The organism is Nocardiopsis sp. iso_186, assembly GCF_056173365.1.
Genome location: NZ_CM149670.1, coordinates 4,576,419 through 4,598,408, shown reverse-complemented (window position 1 = coordinate 4,598,408; position 21,990 = coordinate 4,576,419). Strand labels below are relative to the sequence as shown.

The window sequence follows — 21,990 nt, the reverse complement described above, 5'->3', positions numbered from 1 at the left end:
TCCGGCACGGGAAGCCGGATCGGAGTCAGCCCCCCACGTCTCGGCCGCGCGGGCCGCGACCCGCGCGGGGCCGGGCAACCGGTCCGCGATGGCCGCTGTGCGCTCGGCCTCCGAGACCCGCGCCGTTCGTGAGGCGATTCTGCCCACGCGCGCGGCCGGTCTCGGGGGCGGGGGAGCGGAGTACAGCCCAGCCCGATCTGGCGAGTGCGAGGCGGCTGATCCGGGCGGGCCGCTCGTTCCCGGGTGGGACGAGTTGGGAACGGTAGAGGTCGTCCAGGTCTGTGCCCGACAGGATCTGTGCTCCGACGATCGATCCGGCCGAGGTGCCGGCCACGAGGTCGGCGTCGGTCAGGTCCACGCCCGTCTCACGGAGGCCCGCCAGCAGCCCGAGCTCCCATGCGATCCCGATGACGCCGCCACCGAGTACGAGTGCCTTGCCCACGAGCAGATCGGCCCTTCCGCTCCGAAACGTGCCCGACCCGCCCCACCACAGGAGAACGCGGACGACCGCACCAGGCGGAGGCCCTTCAGGACACGGGCCCGAAAAAAGCGGTGGGACCCGGTGGCGACGCGCGGTCGCGCAACCGGGTCCCGCAAGGGTTCGACCCTCGATGGGGGCACGTTCCCTAGGCCTGTGCCTCGGCCTCCAACTTGGCGATCCGGTTGTCGTACATGCGCACGAACTCGGCGCGGTTGTCGTTCGTTCACTCGTAGGTGCGAAGTTGACGCACTTCCTCAAGGGTGAGCTTGCGCAACCGGGCCCGGACGGACGGAAGGGTCAGCGCCTCGTAGTTGGGCACGGGCAGCGGAATGTCACCCTCGGAGATCCGGGCGCCCTCGGCCGCGGCGGCGTGGACCGCGCTGAAGACCGCGGTGTCGGATGCGCCGGTGGGGGCCTCTGCCACGTCCAGCGCCTCGACGATCTCCGCCTTCTCCTCCGGCTGGACCAGGGCGGAAGTCTCTTCCGCAACGGTCTCTGCGGGGGAGGCGGTGTCCTCTGCGTCCTCTGCGGGCGCGGTCTGCGCGCTCTCCTCCACGGGCGAGGGCGCAGGCTGGGCACTGCCGACGGGCTCGGCCACCGGAGCGGCGGGTGAAACCGGTTCGGTCGAGGCGGCCGGGGACTCGGCAGCGGGCCGTTGCCCCTCGGAGGAGGCCGCCTCGGTGGTGAACTCGCCGGCCGCCTCGGAAGGCGCGGCGTCGGCGGGGACAGCCCCTGACGGGGCGGTGTCAGGAGTCACGGCGCCGGGCGCGGCGGCGTCTTCGGGCTTGCTGGAAGCCACCGGCTGGCTGGACCCGCCGAAGGCTCGCTTGAGGGCGTCGGTGATCTTGGTGACGAGGGTCGGCTTCGACATGGGACTCGGGGACTCCTGAAAATCGCTGGCTGGGTGGGGGTGCATGCGGGGCGGTCGCCATTCGGGATACGCGAACTACCGACACGGTGATTTCACTGAGCAGATAGCTCAGAATAGGGGAGTTCCGTGCTTGCCAGCAGGGGTGGCAGGCGTGAATTCACCACCTCGGGACCGGGTTGGCTCCACACCGTGTCCTTGCGGCGAGGCCAGCGCCCGCTACGGTGCGCAGTGTCACAGTTCGCAGCGGGCGTCCCGAAGGGCCCGTAGGATGGTGGCATGTCTGCGACGAATCGCCGCCGTGTCCTGCTCGCCAAGCCCCGTGGTTACTGCGCCGGGGTTGACCGCGCCGTCATCACGGTCGAGAAGGCCCTTGAGCAGTACGGCGCCCCGATCTATGTGCGCAAGCAGATCGTGCACAACACGCACGTCGTGCGTTCTCTGGAAGAACGGGGTGCCGTCTTCGTCGAGGAGACCTCGGAGGTGCCCGAGGGGGCCACCGTGGTGTTCTCCGCCCACGGGGTCTCGCCGATGGTGCACGAGGAAGCCGCCGAGCGCGGCCTCAAGACCATCGATGCCGCCTGCCCCCTGGTCACCAAGGTGCACAAGGAAGCACAGCGCTTCGCCGCGGACGATCTCGACATCATCCTGATCGGGCACACCGGTCACGAGGAGGTCGAGGGCACCAGCGGCCACGCCCCGGAGCACATCCAGATCGTTGACGGCCCCGACGAGGTCGCCGCCATCGAGGTCCGCGATCCGGACCGGGTCTCCTGGCTGTCCCAGACCACGCTGTCGGTTGACGAGACCAACGCGGCGGTCGAGGCGCTGCGCGCCAAGTTCCCCAACCTCATCGACCCGCCCAGCGACGACATCTGCTACGCCACCTCCAACCGCCAGGCGGCGGTCAAGGAGATCGCGCCCGACTGCGACCTGTTCATCGTGGTGGGTTCGGCCAACTCCTCCAACTCGGTGCGCCTGGTCGAGGTCGCGCTGGACTCCGGCGCCGACGCCTCCTACCTGGTGGACAACCACACGTTCCTCAAGGACGAGTGGTTCGAGGGAGTGCGCACCGTCGGCCTGAGCAGCGGGGCGTCGGTACCCGAGATCCTGGTCAGGGAAGTCCTGGACCGTCTGGCCGAGCACGGCTACACCGACGTCGAGGAGATCGAGACCGAACGGGAGAAGCTCACCTTCGCCCTCCCCAAGGAGCTGCGGCCCCGCCGCAACAACGACGGCTCGATCGCCCACAAGCTGCTGCCGCTCTCGCCGGCCTGACCCCGGGCCTACTTGCGCTGCGCCATCCTGTTCCTGCGCCCGCTGAGCTCGTCGCCGAGCTCGCGGACGTTGGCGGGCAGGCCGCGCACGATGGTGACCACGAGGACCAGTGCGGTCCCGGCGAACAGCCACGGCGCGACCTCGGCGAGCCGCGTGCCCATGCCGATGGCCACGCCCCGTACGAAACCCTCGGTGCCCAGGGTCAAAACGGCTTCGGCGCTCAACGCCGCGGTGAAGTAGGCCAATGGAGGGCTGACGCTCAGGGACAGCAGGTCGCCGGAGCGCACCAGCAACGCGGCCGATGCGCAGGCCAGCAGGAAGCCGATCCCGTTGATCACGGGCAGTTCGGTCAGGCTGGCGACCAGCGCCGAGGCGAAGCTGAAAAGGACCATGCCGACGATCGCGCCGCGAGCGGTGAGGCGTACGGCCGCCGCTCCGGCGGGTGATATGTGTTCGCTACGGCGTTTCGGACGTTCGGTCCGGTGCGGTGTCCGTGCGCCGTCCACGTCGCGTGTCGTCATCACCGTGCGCTCCCTTGTGTGACTCACGGTATTCAGTGTGTCACCTCATGTGAAAAATCCGGCTCTCTCTGGTGTGTCGTGTCGTCGTTTTCATCGTCGCGACCACCGCTCGACTTCGTGCCGTACAACTCCTCTTGAGGAGAAAAACCCTCTTCATCCGATTCGGGAGTGGTTCCGGCGAACTGCTCTGCTGCGTGTTCGACGCTCGGCCACCCCCCGAGGTTGTCCCCGCGTCCTCGTGCGGCCTCTTCGGTGAGTTCGGCGGCGGTGAGCGCCCTGGCCTGATCCTGTACGCCCCGCGGGCGATCCAGTTCGCCTTCCACCAGCCCGAGCTCCCCGAACTTCCGAGCCGTCACCAGGACACGGGTCTCCAGGGAGCCCACGGTCTGGTTGTAGACCGCCACGGTCCGGGAAAGCGACTTGCCCAGCGTCTCCACGTGCCCACCCAATGTGGCCAACCGTCCGTGCAGCTGCTTTCCCAGCTCGAACACCTCGCGCGCGTTGGCGCTCAGTGCCTCCTGCTGCCACGCGTACTGTGCCGTGCGAAGCAGCGAGATCAACGTCGTGGGGGTGGCGATGTGGACCCGTTTGGCCATCGCGTACTCCAGCAGGCCGGGATCCCTTTCCAGCGCAGGGGCTAAAAACGCCTCTCCGGGGATGAACAGCACCACGAACTCCGGTGCCGGACTGAACGCCGCCCAGTACGCCTTCGCGGCCAGTTGGTCCACATGCGTGCGCACGTGCCGGGAGTGTGCCTCCAAGCGGCTCGAACGGGTGGTGGAATCCGGTGACTCGACGGATTCCAGATAGGCGGCCAACGAGACCTTGGAGTCCACGACGATGTTCTTGCCGCCGGCCAACCGGACCACCATGTCGGGGCGCTGCACCCCGTTGTCGGTGGTGACGCTCGCCTGCTCCTCGAAGTCGCAGTGGGCGGCCATTCCCGCCAGCTCCGCCACCCGGCGCAACTGCAACTCACCCCACCGGCCCCGCGCTTCCGGGCGGCGCAGAGCCGTGACCAGGGCACCGGTTTGATCACGCAACCGGTCCGAGCCCTCCCGGACCATCTCGACCTGTTTCGCCAGCTCCGCATGCGCGGCACGCCGCCCGGAATCGGCTTCGTGCAACTGCCCCTCGACCCGGGACAGGGTTTCCTTCAACGGGGCCACCAGGTGTTCGATGGCCTGGCGGCGCTGGTCCAGATCGTGTCCCGCCTCAAGGTTCGCCGCTCGCAGCCGTCCCTCGGCGATCTCCATGAACCGCTGGTTGGTGGCGTCCAACGCCTGTGCCGACAAGGCCCGGAACCGTTCCGCCAACTGCTCCTCGATATAGGCCGCCCGCTCGTCGGCCGCTTCCGCACGGGCCTCGGCCCCGGCAGTGCGCGACCGGGCGAGCAACCAGCCCAGTGCCGCACCGACACCCAGGCCCACGAACAGTACGAGGAGCACATAAAACCCATCCATAACCCGCCATGGTCTCAACTCCGGAGCTTTTGGTCCCCGCGCCACGCGCAGGGGGCCGGCCCCGGTTCGACGGGCACGTCGGCGCCGGAGCGCTGCCGGGCAGCTCGCTCAGGCGTTCGGCGTACAGGTTTTCAGTGCATCGCCCCACAACCGGACGTTCTCCCAGAAAGCCGGTTCCGGCGCTTCGGGAGCGAACAGCCAGGTGCGCTCGCGCGGTGTGCGCGACGCCGTGATGGTTGTGCCGGCGGGATAGGGCGGAGGGCCACACAGATGGTGCCAGCTGTAGTCCAGGGGCTCCAGCAGTGCCATCAGCCGCTCCTCGACCCCGTGGTCGGGAACCACCCCGCACATGATCCACGGGCGGAACCGGCGCAGGATCTCCAGGGCGCCGGCGATGACGTCGGGTTCGGTGGGGCCGGTATCGATGCGCAGGACGGAAGGCACGATGTTGTCGCGCTCCCGCCAACGGGAGGCCGTGTCCACCCGAACCTCCACGCGGCCCAGCTCCGGCCGAAACCCCGATGTCAGCGAGTTCGACGCTTCGGAGACCGCTGACAGACGCAGCCAACCGGTTCCGGTGTGGTTGCTCAGCGCGGTCTCCTCCACCCGCACCGCGAGGCCGTTGGCCGCGGCGATCGCGCCGGCGGTGGCGGCGACATCGGGGGTCGGTTCGAACGCGTAGACGCGGCGGCGGCTCCGGGCGGCGGCCAACAGTGAGTAAAGGCCCACACCCGAGCCGATATCGAGCACCGCTCCGGGGCGGGCGTAATCCAGCACGGAAAGGAAGCAGCTGACGATCTCCGGCCGGTATCCGGCCAACCCCAATGCCTGGAGTCGGCGCGGTACCCAGTAATCGCCGGGGACCGACAGCGACAACAGATCCGGGCCGAGGGATTCGCCGCCTTCGCGCCGTGGCAGCACCAGATCGAAGGACCGCACCCTGGGCGGAAGCAGGGTGGCGTCGAGCCCGCCCAACACCTGGGGCAGGTGTGAGCGCAGGCAGCGCGTCGCGTACCTGACGTTCGGATGACGGCGTACGAACGCCCGAACCGGATCGGGAACCATTCCACCCCCCACCTCGCGGTCCGGACCGCACCGTCCGGACACCGGCACGCCTCCTGGCCGTGCCCTGGACAATGACGCTATCTCTGAGCTGGCCGGACGCGCAGGCGAATCCTTTCAAAGAACATTCGCGTCCGGTGAACCCGTGGAAGCGGGTCGGGCGGACAGCGGATCCTGACCCGGCCCGTTGGGGACCGGCGGGACGAGCACCTAGACTCAAGCCCCGTGAGTCTGTCTATTGGGATCGTCGGCCTGCCGAATGTCGGCAAGTCCACGCTGTTCAACGCCCTTACCAAGAACGATGCTCTGGCCGCGAACTACCCGTTCGCCACCATCGAGCCCAACGTCGGCGTGGTCGGGGTTCCCGACACGCGACTCGACACCCTGGCGGGGATCTTCGGTTCCGCCAAAATCATTCCGGCAACCGTCACCTTCGTGGATATCGCGGGTATCGTCCGCGGCGCCTCGGAGGGGGAGGGGCTGGGCAACAAGTTCCTCGCCAACATTCGCGAGACCGATGCGATCTGTCAGGTCATCCGGGAGTTCGAGGACCCGGACGTTACGCACGTCAACGGTGAGATCGACGCCTCGCGCGACATCGAGACCATCAACACCGAGCTCATCCTCGCCGACCTCCAGACGTTGGAGAAGGCCCTTCCGCGCCTGTCCAAGGAAGCCCGCACCAACGCCAAGGACAAGGAGCGCAAGCAGGTCCTCGAGGCCGCCGAGGCCGCGAGCCAGGTGCTCAACGAGGGCAAGCCGCTGTCCTCGGGCGGTCCGGCCGCCGGTATCGAACTCGCTCACCTGCGCGAGCTCAACCTGCTGACCGTCAAGCCGTTCATCTACGTGTTCAACCTGGACACCGACGAACTCGCCGACGAGGCGCTCCGCGCCAAACTGTCGGAGCTGGTCGCTCCCGCCGAGGCGATCTTCCTCGACGCCAAGATCGAGGCCGAGCTCGCGGAACTGGACGACGACGAAGCGGCCGAGCTCCTGGAGTCGTTGGGGCAGACCGAATCAGGACTGGCCCAGTTGGCCCGTGTCGGGTTCGCCACGTTGGGGCTTCAGACCTATCTCACGGCCGGCCCCAAAGAGGCGCGCGCCTGGACCATCGACAAGGGCGCCACCGCACCGGAGGCGGCCGGGGTCATCCACACCGATTTCCAGCGCGGCTTCATCAAGGCCGAGACGGTGTCCTTCGACGACCTGGTCGGAGCGGGGTCGATGCAGGCGGCAAAGGCCGCCGGCAAGGTCAGGATGGAGGGCAAAGAGTACGTGATGAACGACGGTGACGTGGTGGAATTCCGCTTCAACGTCTGACCCGTGTCCGGCCCGCGCCGACCACCGAGGCCACAGCTTCCTAACTGAACAGCGATTCCTCCCTTTCCGGTCAATCATCAATCCGGTAGTTGACCTCACCGAATACATCCGTTCAGTGAGGAATTACCCAGCTGTGCGGCTTTGTGGCAAAGCTGGGCCGGGTACATGGATTGGGTTGGTAGGAAACACGGCCCCGTAATGCGGTCGTAGATCCAGAGTCATGCCGCACCATAGAAGATGGGGTAGACAGGCGAAGGACGGAATTCGACTGCTCCAAGTGGCATGCCCGTGTTTGGGTGGATGGAGGCATGATGGCTCGCAGGTCGGCCGCGGGGCGCGGCGGTGTCCTGGAAGCGGACACCCCCGGCGTGGAGGCGGAGGAGACCTTCGACGCCGAGCCGGCCCAACGAGGCAGGTCACGGCGGCCCAAGGCGGGGGCGGGCGGCCGTTGGTGGGTGTGGGTCGGACGCGCCGTGCTCTGGGCGTTCATCCTCGTCGTGCTCTTCAACGGCATCTGGATGCCGTTTCGCGCCGGCTTCAACCAGCCGGCCCAGGAAGCGCCGCCCGAGACCGCCACGGTGAACTTCCCCGAGACCGCCGCGGCCTCCTTCGCCGCTCAGTTCGCCGCGATCTACCTCAACGCCGACCCCGAGGAGCCGGCGCAGCGGGCCGAGGAGCTTGCCGCGTTCGTGCCCGAGGGGCGGGCGGCCACGTTCAACCTCACCGGTGCCACCCTTTCGGCCACCGGAATCGAGGTCGTCGGCGTCAACGCGCTGGACGACAACAACGCCGTGGTACGTCTCACGGCCTCGGTCGGCGGCGAGCCGGTCAGCCTCGACGTCCCCGTCTACGCTTCCGACAACGGCTCCGCACTCGTCGTCTCGGGCCGCCCGGCCCTGCTGGCCGCACCGGACAAGGCCGAGCTGCCCGCGGCCCCCACGGTCGAGACCGATCCCCAAGCCGAAGGCGAGCTCCAGCCCAGGCTCGAAGGGTTCTTCGACGCCTATGCGCAAAGCCCCCAGTTCCTCGACCCCTTCATCGAGCCCGGCGCGCCTGTCGTCCCCCTGCCCACGGGAACGGTCGAGTTCGGCTCCCTCGGCGAGATCACCGTCCCGGTCGCGTCCTCCGGAAACGAGGACGTGCGCGTCGTCCAGGCCACCGTGGCGTGGCAGGTCCCCGGCGGCGGGAACAACGCCGAGCTGACCCAGAGCTACCGGCTCACCGTCGTCAAGGACGGTGAGTCCTGGTATGTGCGTGATATTCAAGGTGCCCCCAATTCGTTCGGGTGAGGCGGTGCGGGACACAATGACCGGCATCGACTCAGGCACTGTTTAAGGAGACGAAGGACCATGCAGAACACCAGCCGAACAGCGTGGATCACGGGGGGAACCGGTTAGATGCTCCCCCTCCTCCCCCTCGTTTCCGAATTCGCCGGGACCGCGGCCGACGCGGTGCGTCCCGTGCTCGTCCTGGCAGCCAACACCGACGGACCCAACACCACCGGCCTCGCGGACTGGTTGCGAGGCTTCTTCGGTCCACTGTTCCTCGTCATCGTCTCGATCGTGGCGATCTTCTTCCTTTTCACCAGGGAGATCACCCGATTCGCGCAGTTCATCATCCTGGCGATCTTCATCGGCATCGTTTTCTACGTACCAGGGATCATCGAAGTCATCGCCGTCGCCATCGCACGAGCCATGGGCGTGACCACCGAGTAGGAGGCCGGGGACGTGGATCTGCCCACGTACACCAATATTTGGCGTATCGAGAAGCGGCTGTACAAGCTTTATGATTTCCGGCTGCCCATTTCGCTTCCGCTCGTCACTGTCGGTGTCTGGCTGGGCGTGACCCTCGTCTGGGTCCTGCTCATGCAGTTTCTCCGCGTCCCCTTCGAGACGCCGTGGCACGTCCTATGGATCGTCCCCCCATGGGTGATCGCGTTCCTGGCGACCCGCCCCGTCATCGAGGGCAAGCGGCTCACCGAGCTTCTGCTCTCCCAGGGCCGCTATGTCGCAGAACCCAGGGTCTACACCCGGCTCGCGCCCCAGCACGAGCCGACGCACCTCGTCATCGCGATCCGGGTCTGGCGCCGTGACCCCGCGGCGGGCCCGCTCCCCGCCGTCAGCCGCAAGGCCGCCCGCGCTGCCGAGCGCGACCGCAAGCGTGCCGCCGCGCCGGTCCCGGAGACGGCAGCGGGGACCGAGAAGCCCAGAAAAGAGGCTGAGGAACTCGTTCCCGTCGCGGTCTCCGAACGTGCGGAGGCGGCACCCTCCACGGGCCGCAAGGTCCTGGACTACTTCGGTATCGCGCTCGTCCGTCCCGTCGCCTCCGCAGAGGAGGAAGCACCGCTCCCCAACGGGGAGAAGAGCACCGTCCCGGAGCGCTCCGAGGAGCGAACCCCCGCTGCCCTGCGCACCGAACTCGCCTCGATCAAACGCCGGGACGACGCCCCCAGCCGTCCACTGCCGTCGGGAACGGATTCTCCGGCCCACGGAGCAGTTCCCGGTCCCGACCACGAGAGCGATGCCTGGTACACCTCGCTGTCCGCGTCGTCCGGCCAGACCCCCTGGCCGTTGTCCTCGAAGAGCGCCTACGCCAGCAGTGACACCGCGGCCATGCCGCCTCCTCAGGACCGGGCCGCCGCGCGCCGCCGTGCGGAGGAGATCATGGCGGCTCCCGACCCGGAGGCCGTCACGGAGACGCGGTCCGCAGGGCCCGACACCCAGCCCATCCTCGCCTCGGACTACCTCGACGACGGCGAAGAGGACAAGCAGTTCGCCCAGCGTTGACTGCGGGGGCGGACCCAGAGCGTCGCCGTGGCTCGACGCCTGGAGCGTGTCCGCGCCAAGATCGCCGAGTCCCGGGGGACGGCGCAGGCACACGGCAACGGACTGCCCGCCCCCGCCGACGACGCACAGAACGACTCGGCCGAGGCTCCGAGACCACGGCCGCACGCAGCCCCCTGGGACCTCCCCCCAGTCGCCCGTACCGACGATGCGGGAATCCCGGAGCACCCCGACGGACAGCGTCCCCAGAAGAAAGCCGCCTCGGGCGTTGACGGCCACCAGGTCGCCGCCGCACCCGACACGGACCACACCGGTGGGGCGGACGACCGGCCTGCCGCCGAGCCGGTGCCCGAAAGCACGACGGGGCCCACGGCCGCGCTCGGGGCCGCCCCTGCGGCCCCTGCCGCCCGCCATGCAGATCCCGAGGCAGCGGAAGACGGTCATCGGTCCGAGCCCGTGCGCGACGAACCGGTCGCCGTCGAGGAGCTCGCAGCCGCCTCCTCCCCGGAGCCCCTCCGTACGGTTCACGCGATCGCGCTTCCTGCCGGCCCGGTGGAGGTGCCTGGCGACGACGCCGAGCCGGGAGCCGGTGCCGGGACAGGAGCTGTCCTCACGTCCCACCCGGAAGTCAACGCATCCGAGCCTGAGCCTGAGCCTGAGCCTGAGCCTGAGCCTGAGCCTGAGCCTGAGCCTGAGCCTGAGCCTGAGCCTGAGCCTGAGGCCACGACGACGGTTATCCCCCCGTCCGACCGAGCAAGGCCCGTCGTCTCCGGTCCCGGCGAGCGGTTCAAGCCTCCCCTGGAACTCGACCATGGAACCGGCGAACACGTCAGTTTCAGTGACGTCGCCCAACGGCCGACCGAGGACGACCTCGCCGCCGTCGAACGGGCGGCCCTGCTCCAGCGCGCCGCGACAGCCGACCAGGAACCACCCCAGCGTTCCGAGCGCCTCGCCCGCAACGTGCGCTCGGCAGGTACCGAGCCCGCCGAGCCCGTCGAGACCTCTGCGACAACCGGACCCGATCAGGGCGATCAGGCGGAACCAGCCGACGACAAAGGCGTTTTCACCCGGATCGCTTACAACGCGCGCAAGGTCGGTGAACTCCTCACCCCTGCCCGGGGCACGCAGGCATCCCGGGAAACCTCTCCTGACAACGCTGCGGAAAAGCCCGACCTGCAGCTCGATCACGGGACCGGGGAGCAGCAGCTGCTCTCGGGAACACCCAACATGCGCATCCTCGGAGGGGCGGACGACAGCGGTGTGCAGGGCGACGCCTCCACCGGGTCCGCCACTCGCGCTCCCGCCGTTCCGACCGAACATCACGAGGCGGGCCCACAGGTGTCCCTCGTGCGTGCCGACGACTCCTCGTCCAGCGGCGGGACCCGAGGGTGGCGCAGACTCGCCCGCGTGGTCACGGGAGGCAACACCCCCGTCCCCAAGACCGACCTTCCCACAGCCGACGTCAACCGGTTGCGCACACCGCTCGACAGTCCGCGCCGGATCGTCGTCCTGGGCTGTACCGGAGGGGCGGGGCAGACCATCACCACGCTGATGCTCGGGCACACCCTCGCTGCTCATCGCGACGACCGGGTGGTCGCCGTGGACGTCAACCCCGGGCCCAACGGCCTTTCCCGCCGTATCCGCACCGAAAGCCCCGAGACCGTCACTTCGTTGCTGGCCAACGCCGACAGCATCCACGGTTACCTCGGGCTGCGCGACTACACGTCGCAGTCACCCAGCGGGCTGGAGGTCGTCTGCACCCTCGACGACCCCTACGTACAGACCCTCGACGACCGCGACTACGCCAACCTGGCCGGAATGCTGGAGCGCTACTACCCGCTCACCCTCCTCGACCCGGCCGCCACCGGTGTCGCCCGCGCGCTGCCCATCGTGGACGGTCTGGTGCTGGTGGCCCCGGCCAGCTCCGACGCGGCCAGGGCGGTCGCGCTCACCTTCGAATGGCTCGACGGGCACGGCTACGCCGACCTGCGCGCCAAAGCAGTGGTCGTCATCAACGGTGTCAGCAAGCGCAGCCTCGCCGACGTTGACGCGGCCGAGCAGGTGGCCAGGGGCGGATGCCGCGCGATCGTGCGCATCCCCTGGGACGACCACGTCGCCTCGGCCCGCGGCACCATCGACGTCGAAGCGCTGCGCGCTACCACCCGCCGCGCCCACGCCGCGCTCGGCGGTGTCGTCATGGCCGGACTCGGCACTGCCACGGGCAGCCCCCGGCCCAGGACCGAGGCGAACCGGTGAGCGACGCACAGCACCGGCCCGATATCCGGCCCGATCTCCGGCCGGACAGGTCCTGGACGACGCACCCGAACCACCACCGCACTCCGCAGGAGGACACCCGATGAACGGCAGCAGGGGCTCCAGCCGGCTGGCGGTCCGTTACTTCGACGATCGTGTACTGCTCAGCGACACCGAAGCGTGGGCCTACTTCCGGCTGCCTACGGTGTCGTACGAGTTCTCCACGCCGGAGGAGCGCGAGGCCCTCGCCATCAACATCACGATCGCGCTCGCCGCGATCCGGATGAACGACGCCGAGGTCCACCTGAGGGTCGCCCACCGCACCTACCCGGCAGCTGACTGGGCCACCAAACTCGACCGCACCTCCGACTCCGGGCCCGGCTGGTACGACTACCTCGACGAGATGTACCGGCACGTGTGGGCCAAGGACTTCTGGAGCAAGGAGGTCTACCTCGGCGTCCGGCTGGGACAGCGCGGTGTGCGCGCCCAGCTGTCCCAGGGGATGTTCTCCCAGCTCTTCGGGGTCTACCAGCGGACCGAGCAGGTGCTGGGACTGGAGGACGACTCGATCGACGCGCGCGAGATCGCCCGTTGGACCGAGCAGGCCGAACGGTTGGGGCGGGCCCTTGCGGCGAGCTCGCTGCACGCCCGCCACGCCCGATCCACCGAACTCGCATGGCTGATCCGGCACGCCGTCACCAGCACCATCGAGGAGCCGCGCCCGTCCGCGGCCGCGCGGCGGCGATGGGGGCAGGGCGAGATCGAGGCGCTCGTGGACGGGACCCTGCACAACGGGCGCTCATTCCTGCGGTTGGAGCAGCCCGTCGGCGAAGCGTACGTCTCCTACCTTTCCTTCTCCCGTTTCCCCGACCTGATGGCTTTCCCCGACGGTGAGCCGTGGCTGCACTACTCCGACGCGCTGCCCTTCCCCGTCGAGGTGTCTCTGCGGATGAAGCTGGTGCCGCCGGCCAAGGCCAGCAAGGACGTCTCCCGCAAGCTCGCCCACGCCCGGGACATGGACGCCCACATGCGCGAGGCCGGCGCGGAGCCCTCCCTGGCCCTCGCCGAGCAGATCGACGCCGCACGCATGCTGGAGCACGGCATCACCAAGGAGCGGCTGCCCTTCGTCTACGGCTGGCACCGGCTGATGGTGTCCGCTCCCACCGAGGACCTGCTGGTGCAGCGCGTCGAAGCGGTGGTGGAGCACTACCGCGACATGGGCATCGACATCACGCAGTCCACCGGGGACCAGTTCTCGCTGTTCTGCGAGTCGCTGCCGGGGGACCGCCTGCGACTCAACGCCTACGCGCAGCGCCAGCCGCTGCGCACTGTTGCCGGAGGAATGCCCACCGCGACGGTCAACCTGGGCGACCGGACCGACGCGGGAGGTGCGGGATGGGTCGGCCCCTACATCGGCGAGACGTTGGGACGGGCCCGCGCCATCGTGCATTTCGACCCGATGGTCGCCGCGGCCCGAAACCGGCCCACCGCAATCGCCATCACCGGGGAGCCCGGCGGAGGAAAGACCACGCTCGCGCTGCTGCTCATCTACCAGCTCGCACTGCGCGGGGTCACGGTCGCGGCCATCGACCCGAAGGGTGACGCGGAGTCACTGGTGCGGCTGCTCCAGCGGAGGGGGCGCAAAGCCCGGATCATGTCGCTGGAATCAGCCGAGTCCGGACTGCTCGACCCGTTCGGGTTCGGTGACGACCTTCCTGCTAAGAAGACGATGGCCACCGAGACACTGCGTCTCCTGCTGCCCCGGATGAGCGAGGAACGCGAATCCGCGATGATCCAGGCGGTGGCGGCGGTGGCCAACCAGCCCCGTCCCAGCCTGGACAAGGTCGTCGCCTACCTCGAGGCGTCGCACGACCCTGCCTCCCGCAACCTCGGCGCGGTGCTGCGCTCCATGTCGGAGATGCGGTTGGCCAGCCTGTGCTTCGACCCCCAGGGCGACCACCAGATCGACTCCGAGGGATGGACCACCGTCTTCACCCTCGGTGGACTCACCCTGCCCGACTCCACCATCCAGCGCGACGACTACAGCTACGAGCAGCGGCTGAGCGTTGCGCTGCTGTACCTGGTCAGCCAGTTCGCCCGCCGTCTCATGAACGGGCTCGACCGTCGCCTGCCCAAGGCGATCTTCCTCGACGAGGCATGGGCGGTGACCTCCACGCCGGAGGGCGCCAAGCTCGTCCCTGAGGTGTCGAGAATGGGGCGCTCCCGCAACACCGCTCTGATCCTGGTCAGCCAGAACGCCGGTGACCTGCTCAACGAACAGGTCACCAACTGCCTGTCCAGCGTGTTCGCCTTCCGCTCCACTGAGCGGGTCGAGGTCGGTGACGTTATGGCACTCCTCGGGGTCGAATCCTCCGAGGAACACATGGCCGCACTCCGCAACCTCGGCAACGGCGAGTGCATCTTTCGAGACCTCGACGGCCGTGCCGGACGCATCGCCGTTGATCTCGTGTCGGACGAGCTGCTGAGGTGGCTCGACACCAACCCGACACGACAAAGGCCCGACGTTGAGGAGGACGGCGCTTTGGTCGGTACCACTGGGTTGGACGCGCGGGAGCCGCTGCGATGATTTCGACCCCACCCGCACGGCGGACCGGATGGCGTCGCATCGCCTTCCTCGCCGTCCTCATGTGCGCGTTCTTCCTCGTCCCTGTGGGGTCGGTGCAGGCGGCCGTCCCCGGCTGCGAGGGAGAGCCCGCCCCACAGCCGGAAGCGGCCGGTTCGGGCGCTGACGGTCTCCTGGTGCCGCCGCAGTCACAGGCGGCCATCGATCGTTCGCCGGACGGGCTACCGCCGGACGCCAGTCTCTACGGCCAGTACGGAACCTCCGGACAGCAGTGGCACGTCATTCGCGAGTCCTGTGTCAACAAGCTCGGTTCGAGCGCCGTGGCCACGCTCAGCAACACGGCGTGGGACCTCTCCAAGACCATCAACCAGTCCACGATCACCGTCTACCAGGCCGCCACCTCCGACGGTCTGCTCGCCAGTTTCAACCAGCTGGTCGAGAGCGTCGTGGTCGAACTCCGTGAGGGGATCTGGCGTCCCCTCCTGCCAACGGTCGTGATCCTCGGTGCGGTCTGGCTCGGCTGGTACGGACTCATCCGTAAACGGGTCACATTGACCATCGAGAGCGCGGTGTGGATGGTCCTTGCGACCGCGCTCGGCATCTGGATCCTGGTGAACCCCGCGCAGATTTTGGGGTATGCGAGTACAGCGGTCAATTCTGGTGGCCAGTTGGTCAATACGGCAGTCTCCAGGATCTCTGTGCCGGGTGCATCAACTACGTGCCCTGCTGGTTCTCCTGAGATCACCAAAGCCGACTGGGAAAGTGAAAACGACTTCGCTGTCAGATCGAATTCTCAAATGCTTTGGACTGGCCTGGTGTGTAGGCCTTGGGTTGCTGGAGAATTCGGAAACGGCCCTGTGGCAAATACGGCTGCGGAGCGGCATGGAGTCGCTCTTCTGGAGGCGCAAGGCGTAAGCCGTGCAGAGCAGCATCAGATAAGTGAGGGGCAGATCGACGCTGCTACCCTCTATTCGGAAAAGCAAGAGTCTTATGTTGCGATTGCGGAGGATATCGAAAACACCTATCCCGAGATCTATCCACTTTTTGAAGGAGGACAGCAAGGGGGGCGCTTGGGTGTGGCGACGCTCGCACTTTTTGCCTCAGTGTTCGCCGGGGGATTGATCTTGGCCGGTTCGGTAGCTCTTATCGTTCTTAAAATAGGTTTTCTGCTCCTGCTCCTCCTTTCTCCGATATTTCTTCTTATAGGAATCCATCCGGGCTATGGGCGTACGGTCCTGATTCGATGGATGGAGATGATTCTTGGAATGCTGCTGAAGCAGATATTCGTCGTGCTCCTGATTTCTTTGCTTGTTATGTGTTACGGGTTGGTTATGGCCACCAACCTCGGCTGGGGCCTCCAGATGATCCTGTTGGCGCTCTTCACCCTGGCTCTTTTCATCTACCGAAAGCCGTTCGCGCACCTCTTCACCTCGGTGAACGCCAACACCTTCACATCGAGGATGGTCAGCGACGCGATGAACAGCAGGGTGCTCGCCAACAGCGCCAACGTCCTCCCGCCGGTCGCCTACATGCGCGCCCAGAAGTGGGGGCTCAGGAACGCTCCCCAGTTGGCCGCGGCTGCGTCGGCGGTCCCGGCAGGCGGAGCTCCGCCCGTAGGAGGGATTCCCGGGGACGGGACCGAGCAGACCCGTGGAGCAGCGGCCGGCGCAGACGCCGGAGCCGGAGACGGTTCGCCCGTTCGCGGTGAGCAGACCCGGGCGCGCGGTGCTGCCGCCTACGGACGTGCCCACAACGCGGGGGCCGCTCCACCGTTGCACCTGGGGGAGCAGCCGGCCGGCGGCGCCGACGGGGGCAAGTTGACCACAGCCGCGCCCAGACGCACCTCCGACCAGGCGCCGCGACTCAGCGGTACCGCAGCGGCCGGCGGTTCCGCGGAGCCGCGCGGACCGATCCCGCCCCGGCCCTCCGGCGGGTACACCGGAACCGGTGACACGGGGTGGGGTTCGGTCTTCGGCACCGGTGGATCGTCCGGGAACGCCCAGAGGGCGCCCTCCGCCGCAGCGTCGAACGCCGCTGACGCCCCCCGCGCGGCAGCCCCCGACTCCGGGACCGGCCAAGGGGTCTTCGGCAGGCGGGCCGATGCGCCCCATCAGGACGGTGCTGCGCCGAGGGCCTCACGCTGGGCGGGCCTGGGCGCACGTGACCCGAAACGGACTCCGCCGCCCCGGCCGACCGGTCCCGCGCCGCTTCCCCGTGACAGCGGAAAGAGCGACAACTGGCTGAAAGGCTCGGGAAAGGACAAGGACGCTCCCACCAGTCCGTTCTGGACGGGGGACGCCGCCCGCCGCCGAGATGCCAAGCGCGACATTCCCTTCTGGCTGGACAACGATGACTAGCCAGCGCTTCCCGAGTGGTGGTGCGGCCCTTGAAAAAGGCGCGCACCACCACCGTGAACAGCACGTCCTCGAGACATAACCGACCGCTCCTTCGGCCAACCCGTTCCACGAGTCAGAAAGCCCCCCATGCCCAAGCCTCTCTCCGACGGTGCGCAGCGTCTGGTGTTCGGCCTTCTCGTCGTGGTCCTGGTGGCCTTCGGCATCTACTGGAGTGTGGGCGGCTTCTCCGACGGGGGCGAGAACGCCCCGTCCCAGGAGCAGGCGGAGGCCCCCGACAGCTCGCAGCAGCCTGTCGCCCCGATCCCCACGACGGCCGCCGAGGAGGTCGAGCTGTTCGACCTGTTCCCCTTCACCGAAGAGGAGCTCACGGCGGCGGCCGTCTCCGCGCAGAGCTTCGCAGAGGCATACGGAACCATCGACTACTCCGAGTCCCCTGAGACCTATTACGGCCGTATGGAGCAACTCGCCACCGAGGAGTACGCCGAGACCCTCGCGCAGAGCTCCGGAGCCGGCGCCATGTGGGGCGAGCGCGCAGAGAGCGAGGCCGTCTCCCAAGGACTGGCCGACCTGCGCTCCATCCGCGGTTTCGACAACAAGTCCATCGTCTTCGTCCTCAAGGTGCAGTCGATCACCGAGGACAACGACGGGACGACCCAGAACCTCGGTGATTTCGCAGTGACGGTCGTCCGGGAGGGAGGCGCCTGGCAGGTGTTCGACTTCCAGCCGGCCGACCTGGGAAACCTCGGTGAGGGTTGAGATGCTCAAACCATTCGTCCGCACGGTTCCGTCCGACAGCGGGAGCTGCGCCACCCAGCTCGCGATCGGCCTCGGAATAGTCCTGACCGGGGTCGTCGTCCTCGCGATCCTCGTCATTCCCATGGCGTCCATCAACACGGGGCTCGGTGCGCTGACCGCGGGCGGTTTGAGCTGCACGAGCCAGACCGAGCAGGTGGAGGCGTCGGGTTACGCCGAGGACTCCATTCCGGAGAACTATCTGGCCATCTACAAGAGGGTCGGCAAGGAGAAAGGTGTTCCGTGGAACGTTCTCGCCGGCATCGGCCAGGTCGAGAGCCATCACGGACGTTGGGAGGGGCCGGGGATCACCGAGGGCCACAACGATTGGGGGGCCGCGGGACCCATGCAGTTCGGTTCCCTGGATGGATCCGCCGCCGGGAACAGCTGGGGCGGAGAGCCCGTCATGCCGGCCGATGACCGCCCTGAGCAGGGATACGGTCAGGACGGCAACGACGACGGGGTGGTCAGCGTCTACGACCCGGAGGACGCGATCCCGGCCTCTGCCGACTACCTGATCGCGCACGGAGCCGAGACCGACCTGCGCAAGGCGATCTTCGGATACAACCACGCCTGGTGGTACGTGGACGATGTCCTCGGGTGGGCGGACCAGTACGCCGACGGCGACTACTCGACCGGCGCCTCGATCCAGACCGCCGTGGACTGCACGCTCACCGCGGAGGGCGGCCCTATCGGCGTCGCCCCGGACGAGCTGTCCCAGGCAGTCGTGGACTGGGCGATGGCCAAACGCGGCCTTCCCTACGTGTGGGGAGGTACGGGGCCCGGCGGTTTCGACTGCTCGGGTCTGGTGATGCGGGCCTACGAAGACGTCGGGGTGACCATTCCCCGTGTCTCCCAAGACCAGTGGAACTACGGGCCGCGCATCGAGAAGGGGGACGAGCAGCCAGGCGACCTCGTGTTCTTCGACGTGCAGCGGGCAGGTGAACCGCCCGGTCCCGGTCACGTCGGAATGGTCATCGGCGACGGACTGATGGTCGAGGCGTGGTGCACCAACTGCGGACCGATTGCCACCCGGGAGTACGACAGCCCCAACCGTTCAGCCATCCTGGGCTTCACCCGGCCGCTGGAGGCGCCAGAGGCCAAGGCCCAACTGGAAAGGCTGGGGGAGCTTTGATTAAAGATGTGGGCATACCGGAAAAACAGGGCCTTCGTGGGTTCAAGGCATTTTTGGTTGTCGTCGGATCGGGTTTCCTGGCTGGATTCCTGGTCATCGGAATGATTTTCTTCGTTTCGCGGTCTTTTTTTTCTTTCCCCGGTATCGGTTCTCCCGAAGGTCCGGATTCATCTGTGCCCGCACGGGGCGTTGTTTCGGATCTTGAACCGGGTTCGTTTGATCTCTGCGAATCGATGGAGAATGTTCAGGCTTTCACTTCGCTTTCTCCTCAAAGAGTGGATTCGGGTGACAATTTCCTTGATACGGCTCTTGCGGATCCGGGGTTGCAATCCAGGGAGATAAGTAACAGCTGTACCTGGAATGTTATGGTGGGCGGGCTCGTGGAGTCCGATTTCACCCTCGTCTACGAGTCGGTCATCGGTTCGGATTCTGCAGGTGTGGGAGAGGTTGAGTCTTCTGCGAGAGAATCTGTTGAAGAAGTCTTGAGCGAGGGCGAAGTTGGAGGCGTTCCTAAGGGTGGAAAATATTTTTATGGACTTTCGAATGGGAAAGAGATCTTTTCTTTTTCTGGAGTAGTGAAAAATACATCGGTTCTCATTCTCCTTGAAGGCGGTGAGCCTATGGATGGCGAATCGCTCGAATCTGATTATCGATCCTTAGTTCGCCAGGTTATCCCTGATATTCGAGTTCGCCTCGATCGAATTATTCCCGATTGAGAGCTTTTGTGCTACTTGGGGCGATGCCTGTGAATTAGTTGTTCGGGGAGAGGGGGAATTTCTCTCGCTCGCTTCCTCGTTCACCGAAACAGTGAGCTTTTTTCATCCTGTTTCTCGGAGCTGGAGGACCAGAACAGCGCGGGTGATCTGGCCGGCCCGCTGCGGGCAGCAGCGCGGGCGGCGCAGGATGTCCCATTGTTTGAGCTGGGCGATCACGCGTTCGCCCGGTGAGCGGAGCTTGGCGTGGGCGGAGTTGGCGTCCTTCTTCCACCGCGGCTTGCCGCGCCCTTTGAACGGGCAGAACACCACGTCCCAGAGCCCGACGCAGCCCTTGTCGCCCAGCCCGAGGAGGCCCACGGCCTCGATCCGCTCGGCGATCTTTTAGCCCCGGGCGGCGCGGGTGTCGTGCACCGCGCCGGGCAGCGACCACGACGTCCACAGGGGGTTCGCCCTCCGGGGCTGCGACGACCTGGATGTTCATGCCGTGTTGCTTGTGCTTGCCGGGGTGGAAGGGCCGGTCGGCCCCCACCCGGTCGCAGGCGATGAGGGTGCCGTCCACGATCGTGTACCCCCAGCCTTTCCGGCGGGCGCGGCGCAGCCCTTGTTTTGGGGTGGGCGCTTGCTCGGCGAGCAGGGCCGTGGTCTGGCGCACGTACCTCCAGGCGGTCGTGGTGTCGAGGCCGAACCCGGCCGCGAGGGGGGCGAAAGGGCTCACCCTTGTACAGGTGGACCAGGACCAGCAGGGCCTGTTGCGCCGGGTCTAGCGCCGCCGTCGGGGCCCGGTCGTGGCGCGGTGGGTGCGGATGGTGCGGGCGGTCAGGTTGAGGGTGCGGCGTGACAACGGCAGCGCGGAGCGGTAGAACAGCATGCGGAGCCCTTGGTGTGGCAGGTTTTCGTGGTTGTTGACCCACCTGCCAGGGGCTTCTTGCTGTTCGGAAGAGGCGCGGGGAGACCGGTACGGGGCTGCGACCTGCACCTTCAGAATGAAAAAGGCTCAGTCCAGACCGTTTCGTCCAGACTGTGTCTGAGGTTTGGAGGGAATTGGTTGTGGTCAGGTGAGATCGGATCTGTTCCGTCGGCCGATCCTGGGCTGGCTGCAACTACGCACCTTGGTCGAACAGCACAAGGCGTACTGAAAATATGCCGGCCGAAGGCGATTTTCACGCTTCCGATCCGCAGTGTTCCAGGTTTCCGGCCTTGACCAGGCGAATGCTTGAAGCGTTCAGAATCGGTTATTGAGGGAGCACCGGAGTCGCGCGGGACGAATCCCCGGGCCTGCGTGCGGACTCCTACCAACGGAGGTTCGGATGAGCGTCGCCAAGAAGGCTGCTGCCAAGGGTCAGCAGGTCAAGGGCAAGATTGAGCAGGCGGTCGGTGATGCCGTGGGTAACGAGGACCTCAAGGGCAAGGGGCACCGGGACGTTCTGGAGGGTCGGCTCCGCGAGACCGGGGCCGAGATCGGCATCGAGGTCGCCAAGGCGCGCAAGAAGCTCTGAGCACCTCCTGACGACTTCATCCGCATCTTCATGCATGAACGTCTTCTGTCGAGGCAGTAGGAGCGTATGGCGCTGATCCGATGAAGTGAAGCGTCACACGTTCTCGACACGGATATGGAGACTGACATGGCTGCCGGTGAAAAGGGTCAGAGCAAGGGCGAGCAGATCAAGGGCAAGCTCAAGGAAGGTGCCGGCAAGGTCACCGGAAACGAGCGGCTCAAGGCCGAAGGCCGTGCGGAACAGGCCAAGGGCAACGCGCGCGAAGCCAAGGAAGACCTCAAGGACGGTGTCCGCGGGACCGTTGACGGCCTCGGTGGTGACAAGCACCGCCCCACCCGCTAGTCGAGCGGGATCAGCATCGTTTCGTGGCCCGGGGGAGACCCCGGGCCACTGCTGTGTGCGGGGCTAAGGAGTGGTTGCGTTCCGGCGCCGCAACCAGGTCGCGATCCCTCGCCACCCCAGTAGGGTCGCGCCGAGGAACAGTGAGGTCACGACGATGAACGCCGGTTCTGTGCCCTCCCCGCTGAGAGTGCGCAACAGCATCGCACCGGCAACGGTCACCGCCCACACCCCCAGTCCGGTTCGGAGCGGGGCGGCAGGCGCGCGCCACGCCAGGGTCACCAGCCATCCTGCCGAGAGGGCTGCCGCGAATGGCCAAAATGTTGTTCCCAGGCCCGACAGGTCGGTGAGAGAACCGTGACTGGCCCGCCCGACCACGGTGAACGCCAGGACGGAAGCGGTGTCGAGGGCTGCGGCCCGGAGAAAGCGCATGGTCGAAGCCTAGGCCGTCACTGCTCCCGCGGCCGAACGGTTTGCCCGGCGCCCGGTCGCGACCGGCCGGGAAAGAAGAGGCGATCCCCCTGCCGGCGATGGACCTTCGT

General features: G+C 67.2%; 19 protein-coding genes and 1 pseudogene. 13 read left to right on the top strand and 7 right to left on the bottom strand.

Features of this window, described 5'->3' with window-relative positions:
- Nucleotides 1-25 precede the first annotated feature (25 nt).
- Both AC0VYP_RS20225 and AC0VYP_RS20220 read right to left on the bottom strand, forming a co-directional pair.
- Nucleotides 26-442, bottom strand: coding sequence for a patatin-like phospholipase family protein (locus AC0VYP_RS20225; protein WP_475471254.1), 417 nt, complete (start codon nt 440-442; stop codon nt 26-28).
- Between the two features lie 262 nt (nt 443-704).
- Nucleotides 705-1,352, bottom strand: coding sequence for a hypothetical protein (locus tag AC0VYP_RS20220; protein WP_475471253.1), 648 nt, complete (start codon nt 1,350-1,352; stop codon nt 705-707).
- A 276-nt stretch (nt 1,353-1,628) separates the two neighbouring features.
- Here AC0VYP_RS20220 and AC0VYP_RS20215 point away from each other — a divergent pair, with 276 nt between their 5' ends.
- Nucleotides 1,629-2,627, top strand: a complete 999-nt coding sequence (locus tag AC0VYP_RS20215) for a 4-hydroxy-3-methylbut-2-enyl diphosphate reductase (protein WP_285757637.1) — start codon at nt 1,629-1,631, stop codon at nt 2,625-2,627.
- Nucleotides 2,628-2,635: 8 nt separating this feature from the next.
- On the opposite strand, the gene AC0VYP_RS20210 is transcribed toward AC0VYP_RS20215, so the two are convergent.
- The 3 genes from AC0VYP_RS20210 to AC0VYP_RS20200 all read right to left on the bottom strand — a co-directional run bounded on the left by AC0VYP_RS20210 (nt 2,636) and on the right by AC0VYP_RS20200 (nt 5,676).
- The gene (locus AC0VYP_RS20210) at nt 2,636-3,148 is read right to left on the bottom strand and encodes a DUF6542 domain-containing protein (RefSeq protein WP_285757636.1); all 513 of its coding nucleotides are present in this window, start codon (nt 3,146-3,148) and stop codon (nt 2,636-2,638) included.
- A 32-nt stretch (nt 3,149-3,180) separates the two neighbouring features.
- Nucleotides 3,181-4,611: a DNA recombination protein RmuC gene (locus AC0VYP_RS20205; protein WP_475471250.1), complete on the bottom strand. Its 1,431-nt coding sequence runs from the start codon at nt 4,609-4,611 to the stop codon at nt 3,181-3,183.
- Nucleotides 4,612-4,719: 108 nt separating this feature from the next.
- Nucleotides 4,720-5,676: an FkbM family methyltransferase gene (locus tag AC0VYP_RS20200; protein WP_285757634.1), complete on the bottom strand. Its 957-nt coding sequence runs from the start codon at nt 5,674-5,676 to the stop codon at nt 4,720-4,722.
- Nucleotides 5,677-5,898: 222 nt separating this feature from the next.
- Between AC0VYP_RS20200 and ychF the strand changes: the two genes are divergently transcribed.
- The 10 genes from ychF (at nt 5,899) to AC0VYP_RS20150 (ending at nt 19,613) form a co-directional block, all read left to right on the top strand.
- Nucleotides 5,899-6,993: a redox-regulated ATPase YchF gene (gene ychF, locus AC0VYP_RS20195; RefSeq protein WP_475471248.1), complete on the top strand. Its 1,095-nt coding sequence runs from the start codon at nt 5,899-5,901 to the stop codon at nt 6,991-6,993.
- Nucleotides 6,994-7,304: 311 nt separating this feature from the next.
- Nucleotides 7,305-8,282, top strand: a complete 978-nt coding sequence (locus tag AC0VYP_RS20190) for a conjugal transfer protein (RefSeq protein ID WP_475474313.1) — start codon at nt 7,305-7,307, stop codon at nt 8,280-8,282.
- Nucleotides 8,283-8,390: 108 nt separating this feature from the next.
- The gene (locus AC0VYP_RS20185; RefSeq protein WP_285757631.1) at nt 8,391-8,708 is read left to right on the top strand and encodes a hypothetical protein; all 318 of its coding nucleotides are present in this window, start codon (nt 8,391-8,393) and stop codon (nt 8,706-8,708) included.
- 12 nt (nt 8,709-8,720) lie between these two features.
- Nucleotides 8,721-9,779, top strand: coding sequence for a conjugal transfer protein (locus AC0VYP_RS20180; RefSeq protein ID WP_475471246.1), 1,059 nt, complete (start codon nt 8,721-8,723; stop codon nt 9,777-9,779).
- 27 nt (nt 9,780-9,806) lie between these two features.
- Nucleotides 9,807-12,032, top strand: a complete 2,226-nt coding sequence (locus AC0VYP_RS20175; RefSeq protein ID WP_475471244.1) for a MinD/ParA family ATP-binding protein — start codon at nt 9,807-9,809, stop codon at nt 12,030-12,032.
- Nucleotides 12,033-12,132: 100 nt separating this feature from the next.
- Nucleotides 12,133-14,616: an ATP-binding protein gene (locus tag AC0VYP_RS20170; protein ID WP_475471242.1), complete on the top strand. Its 2,484-nt coding sequence runs from the start codon at nt 12,133-12,135 to the stop codon at nt 14,614-14,616.
- A 173-nt stretch (nt 14,617-14,789) separates the two neighbouring features.
- A complete protein-coding gene (locus AC0VYP_RS20165; protein ID WP_475471240.1) occupies nt 14,790-16,970 on the top strand; it encodes a type IV secretion system protein in 2,181 nt (726 codons plus the stop codon).
- Nucleotides 16,971-17,096: 126 nt separating this feature from the next.
- Nucleotides 17,097-17,726 (top strand): hypothetical protein, encoded by a 630-nt coding sequence (locus AC0VYP_RS20160; RefSeq protein ID WP_475471239.1) that lies wholly within the window; start codon nt 17,097-17,099, stop codon nt 17,724-17,726.
- A 1-nt stretch (nt 17,727) separates the two neighbouring features.
- Nucleotides 17,728-18,897 (top strand): C40 family peptidase, encoded by a 1,170-nt coding sequence (locus tag AC0VYP_RS20155; RefSeq protein WP_475471237.1) that lies wholly within the window; start codon nt 17,728-17,730, stop codon nt 18,895-18,897.
- A complete protein-coding gene (locus tag AC0VYP_RS20150; RefSeq protein WP_475471235.1) occupies nt 18,894-19,613 on the top strand; it encodes a hypothetical protein in 720 nt (239 codons plus the stop codon). The genes AC0VYP_RS20155 and AC0VYP_RS20150 overlap by 4 nt, the downstream gene beginning before the upstream one ends.
- A gap of 102 nt (nt 19,614-19,715) precedes the next feature.
- Here AC0VYP_RS20150 and AC0VYP_RS20145 read toward each other — a convergent pair.
- Nucleotides 19,716-20,481, bottom strand: a pseudogene (locus AC0VYP_RS20145) (transposase family protein).
- Nucleotides 20,482-20,920: 439 nt separating this feature from the next.
- Here AC0VYP_RS20145 and AC0VYP_RS20140 point away from each other — a divergent pair.
- Together AC0VYP_RS20140 and AC0VYP_RS20135 are read left to right on the top strand one after the other, a co-directional pair.
- A complete protein-coding gene (locus AC0VYP_RS20140; protein WP_285757624.1) occupies nt 20,921-21,109 on the top strand; it encodes a CsbD family protein in 189 nt (62 codons plus the stop codon).
- A gap of 126 nt (nt 21,110-21,235) precedes the next feature.
- Nucleotides 21,236-21,451 carry a CsbD family protein gene (locus tag AC0VYP_RS20135; RefSeq protein WP_285757623.1) on the top strand — a complete coding sequence of 72 codons (216 nt, stop codon included), beginning with the start codon at nt 21,236-21,238 and terminating at the stop codon, nt 21,449-21,451.
- Nucleotides 21,452-21,514: 63 nt separating this feature from the next.
- Here AC0VYP_RS20135 and AC0VYP_RS20130 read toward each other — a convergent pair whose 3' ends face one another.
- Nucleotides 21,515-21,880 carry a DUF3054 domain-containing protein gene (locus tag AC0VYP_RS20130; protein WP_285757622.1) on the bottom strand — a complete coding sequence of 122 codons (366 nt, stop codon included), beginning with the start codon at nt 21,878-21,880 and terminating at the stop codon, nt 21,515-21,517.
- Between the last annotated feature and the right edge of the window lie 110 nt (nt 21,881-21,990).